Raw genomic sequence first — 4,806 nt, forward strand, 5'->3', positions numbered from 1 at the left:
GGTCACCTACCTGTCGAGCGCGGACGACCGCGCGGCGCGCTGAGCCTCGAGGCGCTACGGGCGGTATCGCCCGGCCTGCCGCATGCGCTAGGCTCGTCCGGTTCGCCGGACAGCCCTGAATGACCGACCTCGCTCAGCTCGATCTCCCCGCCCTCGCGGAGGGCTACGAGAGCCGCCGCTTCTCGCCGGTCGAGGTGATCGAGGCGACGCTCGCCGCAGCAGAGCGCGCCAACCCCGTCGTCAACGCCTTCGTCCTGCTGGATCACGACGGCGCCCTGCTGGCAGCCCGCGAGTCGGAGCGCCGCTGGCGCGAGGGGTCGCAGAAAGGCCGGCTCGACGGCGCGCCGTTCACGGTCAAGGACAATGTCCTCTGGCGAGGGCACCCGATCCGGCGCGGCACCCGCACGAGCGGCACAGAGCCGGCCGCCGAGAATGCCCCCGCCGTGGACCGGCTCCTCGAAGCCGGCGCAGTCCCGTTCGGCAAGACCACGCTGCCGGAATTCGGCTGGAAGGGGATCGGCGATTCGCCCCTCACCGGCATCACCCGCAACCCCTGGAACACGGGCGTGACCACCGGCGCGTCCTCGGCCGGAGCCGCCGCGGCGGCCGCGCTCGGCATCGGTCCGCTCCATATCGGGACGGACGGGGCCGGCTCGATCCGCATCCCGTGCTCCTTCTCTGGGCTGTTCGGCATCAAGCCGAGCTTTGGCCGCGTGCCCGCCTTCCCGCCCTCGCCCTTCGCCATCGTGTCCCATGTCGGGCCGATGACCCGCAGCGTGGCCGACGCGGCCGCCATGCTGACCGCCATCGCCGCCCCCGACAGCCGCGACATCGCCGCGCTGGTGACGCCCCCGCCGGACTTCTCGGCCGGGCTCGATGCCGGCATCGCCGGGCTGCGCGTCGCCTGGAGTTCGCGCCTGGGCTATGTGGAGCGGCTCGATCCGGAGGTGGAGCAGCTCTGTGCGGCGGCCGCCGCGGCGTTTGCCGAAGCCGGCGCGACCGTGGAGGAGGCCGACCCGGGCTTCCCGGACCCGACCGAAACGCTGCGCACCCTGTGGCGGGTCGGCGCGGCCTCGATCCTCGACGGCATTCCCGAGAGCCGCTGGCCGGAGCTCGACCCCGGCTTCCTGCAGCAGGCCGAGGCCGGGCTCAGCCTCACGGGCCGGGACTTCGTGGCGGCGGCCAATGCCCGATACCCGCTCCATCGCGGCATGGCCCTGTTTCACCAGCGCTACGACCTCCTGCTCACGCCGACCCTCGCCGTTCCGGCCTTCGCGGTCGGCCACAACACGCCGCCGGACGGAAGCTACGGTGAGGACTGGCTGAACTGGACGCCCTACAGCTACCCGTTCAACCTCTCCCTCCAGCCGGCCGCAACCGTTCCGTGCGGGGTCACGGAAGCGGGCCTCCCGGTCGGGCTGCAGATCGTGGGGCCGATGGGCGCGGACGCGCTCGTGCTCAGGGCGGCGCGGGCCTTCGAGCAGATCCGCCCCTGGCCCAAGATCGCCCCGCTGCGCGTCCGCCCCTGACGGGGCTGGACCGGCCTGGCGGCGCGGCTCAGCCGCGCGCAGCCTCGTAGCTCTCCAGGAAGGCCACGAGATTGCGGGGCAGCGCCTCGCACAGATAGCCGCCCTCCTGGACCAGCGCGGTCGGCGCCGCGCAGGCGGCGATCCGTTCGGCTGCGCGGCGAAACCCGTCCGTGCTCACCTTGAAGGCCCCGATGGGGTCGTCCGCGGAGGCATCGAAGCCGAGCGCGACCACCAGGGCCGCCGGCCGGAAGGCCGCGCAGGCGGCGATCCCAGCTTCGACCGCCTCGAGCCATGGGCCGTCCCCTGTCCCCTGTGGCAGCGGCAGGTTGAGGTTCAGACCCTCCCCGGCGCCGCCACCGCGCTCGTCGGCATAGCCGGCAAAGAACGGGAAGTAGTTGCCCGGGTCGGCATGGACCGACACCGTGAGGACGTCCGCCTGCTCCCAAAAGATGCCCTGAGTGCCGTTGCCGTGATGTACGTCGATGTCCAGCACGGCGACCCGTCCGCCCGTCTCGCGCCGCAGCCGCTCGGCCGCGATCGCGGTGTTGTTGAGGAAGCAGAAGCCGCCGGCGGAGGCCGCATAGGCGTGGTGCCCGGGCGGGCGGCACAGGGCATAGGCCGCCCCACGCCGCAGCGCCGCTCCGCTCGCCGAGAGTGCCGCCTGAGCGCTGCCGTGGATGGCCTCCCAGGTGCCGGCCCGGACGGGCGTCGAGGTGTCGGCCATGTACAGGCCGAGCAGCCCGAGCAGCCCGCTCGGCCGCCGCGACATCTGAGGGCGCGCGAAATGGCCCGTCAGGATCTCGTCCCCGCTCTCGGGCAGCTCGCTCCGGCGCGACCAGAGATCCCGCAGCAGTTCGACATAGCCGGGCTCGTGCACGGCCAGGATGGGGTCGAGGCCGAGGTCGCCGGCCGGCTCCATCGTGTGGCCGGCGCTTTCGGCCGCCTCCATCAGGATGCCGTATCGGCTGGCCTGTTCGGGGTGTTCGACCATGCGGCCGCGGCGGAAATAGCCGGCCGGGTCGTGGCGGGGCGATGCGGGGGAATGGACGACGAGCATGACCTCACCCTGACGGGATCGTGAGCCAAGGCAAGGCGGAGCGGCCCGGCCTCTCGTGGCGGCTGCACGGAATAGCCGTTAGGCTCGCGTCGTCACACCGCAAGCCGCAGAGCCGGGTCGCCGCCTTCGGCTTCCGGCAAGGGAGTTCGCTCATGCTCACGAGACGCACCGTCGTTGCCGCCGTCCCCGCCGCTGCCGCCGCCGGCTCTGTTCAGGCGCAGACTCCCGCCGCCCCGCCCGCGGCCGGGTCCGCCGCCGAGCAGGCGCCCGGCTTCTACCGTTACAAGGTCGGGGACATCGAGGTCACGGCGGTCAACGACGGCTTTTTCCACCGGGCTGTCGAGGGGCTGGTCCGCAACGCGGAGACAGGGGACGTCAAGAAGGTCCTCCAGGAGGAGTTTCTGCCGGAGACCGCCATTCAGGTTCCTTTCACCACCCTGGTGCTTCGGTCCGGCGGGCGCACGGTGCTCGTGGATGCTGGCAACGGTGACAGCGGCGCCCCGACCTCCGGCCGGTGGATGGCAAATTTCAGGGCGGCCGGGTTCGACCCCGCGCAGGTGAACGCGGTCGTGATCAGCCATTTCCACGGCGACCACATCAATGGCCTGCGCCTCAAGAGCGGACAGGCGGTGTTCCCGAATGCCGAGATCCACGTGCCCGAGCCGGAATGGGCGTATTGGACGGACCAGGCCAAGATGGCAGCCGCGCCGGACGGGCTGAAGCCAAACTTTCAGAACGTGCAGCGGGTCTTCGGCCCGGTCGCGAAGGACGTCAAACCCTACGGCAACGGCAAGGAGGTCGTCCCCGGCCTGACCTCGGTTGCCGCGCCCGGCCACACGCCCGGGCACACCGCCTATATGCTCGCCTCCGGCACGTCCAAGCTGATGATCATGTCGGACACGGCCAACCACCCGGCCCTGTTTGTCCGCAACCCGGGCTGGGCCGCCGTCTTCGACATGGACGCCGAGACCGCCCGGCAGAGCCGGATCAAACTTCTCGACATGGCCGCGAGCGAGCGGGCGCAGGTGTCGTTCTACCATGCGCCCTTCCCGGCGACCGGCTACATCGCCAAGGAAGGGGCCGGCTACCGCTTCGTGCCCGTCCAGTGGACGCCCGCCGTGTAGGGCGAGACGGGAGGCCGCGCCCGCTGCGTTGGCCTCCCTGTCGGGGTCGTGTAGACGGGGCCGCGCGTCGGCGGCTCCCACGGGAGAACCGCGCCAGGGGTGATTGAGATGGCGCGGCGTTTCGCGACGGTCGGCTTCGTGGCGAGCCCCACGGAAGAGGCCGATACGGCCCTTGCCACCCTGAAGGCGCAATATCCGAACGTGGAGCCCGAGGCGGCCGACGTCGTGGTCGCGCTCGGCGGCGACGGGTTGATGCTGCGCACGCTGCACCGCTTCCTGGGAACCAGCCGGCCGATCTACGGCATGAACAAGGGAACGGTCGGGTTCCTGATGAACGAATTCAGGCCTGACGGCCTGATCGAGCGGCTGGAGGCGGCCGAGCGCAGCGTGGCGCACCCTCTGCTGATGAAGGTGCTCGACACAGCCGGGGTCGAACATACGGCCTATGCGATCAACGAGGTGCACATGCTCCGGCAGACGCACCAGACCGCCAAGTTGCGCGTGCAGGTGGACGGCCACGTGCGGCTCGCCGAGCTCACCGCAGACGGGCTCCTGATCGCGACGCCGGCGGGCTCCACGGCCTATAACCTGTCGGTGGACGGCCCCATCCTGCCGCTCAACGCGCCGCTGCTGGCGCTCACTCCGATCTCGGCCTTTCGGCCGCGGCGCTGGCGGGGCGCCCTGCTGCCGGACCGGGCCGAGATCACCGTCCGGGTGATCGAGGCCGAGCACCGGCCCGTGAGCGCGGTCGCCGACCACACCGAGTTCCGCAACGTCTGCGAGGTCACGGCCTCCATGGACGATTCCATCGACCTCGTGATGCTGCACGATCCCGGCCACAGCCTGGACGAGCGCATCCTGCGGGAGCAGTTCGGCTACTGAGGCCTCAGGCTGCGAGCCGCCCGTCGCGCTCGGGCCCAGCCAGAAGCAGGGCTCCCGGCGCGTGTTCGCGGACCAGCGCTAGCGCGGCCTCGTCAGCGAGCCCGAAGGCGGCGCGACGGGCCTCCTCGCGCGCCGCCTCCACCTCGAACCGGCGCAGCAGCGCGACGACCCGGCCCGCATCTTCGCGCGGGAGCGCCTCGCAGGCGGCAAGCGC

4 protein-coding genes and 1 pseudogene are annotated in these 4,806 nt (G+C 71.6%); 3 read left to right on the forward strand and 2 right to left on the reverse strand.

From position 1 onward, the window contains the following. The first annotated feature begins 119 nt into the window (after nt 1-119). Nucleotides 120-1,529 (forward strand): amidase, encoded by a 1,410-nt coding sequence (locus tag JWR86_RS05135; RefSeq protein ID WP_299561686.1) that lies wholly within the window; start codon nt 120-122, stop codon nt 1,527-1,529. 28 nt (nt 1,530-1,557) lie between these two features. On the opposite strand, the gene JWR86_RS05140 is transcribed toward JWR86_RS05135, so the two are convergent. Then, nucleotides 1,558-2,586, reverse strand: coding sequence for a histone deacetylase family protein (locus JWR86_RS05140; RefSeq protein WP_299561689.1), 1,029 nt, complete (start codon nt 2,584-2,586; stop codon nt 1,558-1,560). Between the two features lie 152 nt (nt 2,587-2,738). Between JWR86_RS05140 and JWR86_RS05145 the strand changes: the two genes are divergently transcribed. Continuing rightward, complete coding sequence (locus JWR86_RS05145; RefSeq protein WP_299561692.1) at nt 2,739-3,710, forward strand: MBL fold metallo-hydrolase; 972 nt, start codon at nt 2,739-2,741, stop codon at nt 3,708-3,710. A 108-nt stretch (nt 3,711-3,818) separates the two neighbouring features. Further along, the gene (locus tag JWR86_RS05150; protein ID WP_299561695.1) at nt 3,819-4,592 is read left to right on the forward strand and encodes an NAD kinase; all 774 of its coding nucleotides are present in this window, start codon (nt 3,819-3,821) and stop codon (nt 4,590-4,592) included. Between the two features lie 4 nt (nt 4,593-4,596). On the opposite strand, the pseudogene JWR86_RS05155 reads toward JWR86_RS05150, so the two are convergent. Beyond that, a pseudogene (locus JWR86_RS05155) lies at nt 4,597-4,806 on the reverse strand (hypothetical protein); the annotation flags it as partial.

Origin of the sequence: Enterovirga sp. (assembly GCF_028290205.1) — a bacterium.
In the GTDB taxonomy this organism is placed as follows: Bacteria; Pseudomonadota; Alphaproteobacteria; order Rhizobiales; family Beijerinckiaceae; genus Enterovirga.

What these genes read in the sequence shown, in the direction of transcription:
- JWR86_RS05135 (WP_299561686.1), top strand. Translation starts at nt 120, where the DNA reads ATGACCGACCTCGCTCAGCTCGATCTCCCCGCCCTCGCGGAGGGCTAC.
- JWR86_RS05140 (WP_299561689.1), bottom strand. Translation starts at nt 2,586, where the DNA reads ATGCTCGTCGTCCATTCCCCCGCATCGCCCCGCCACGACCCGGCCGGC.
- JWR86_RS05145 (WP_299561692.1), top strand. Translation starts at nt 2,739, where the DNA reads ATGCTCACGAGACGCACCGTCGTTGCCGCCGTCCCCGCCGCTGCCGCC.
- JWR86_RS05150 (WP_299561695.1), top strand. Translation starts at nt 3,819, where the DNA reads ATGGCGCGGCGTTTCGCGACGGTCGGCTTCGTGGCGAGCCCCACGGAA.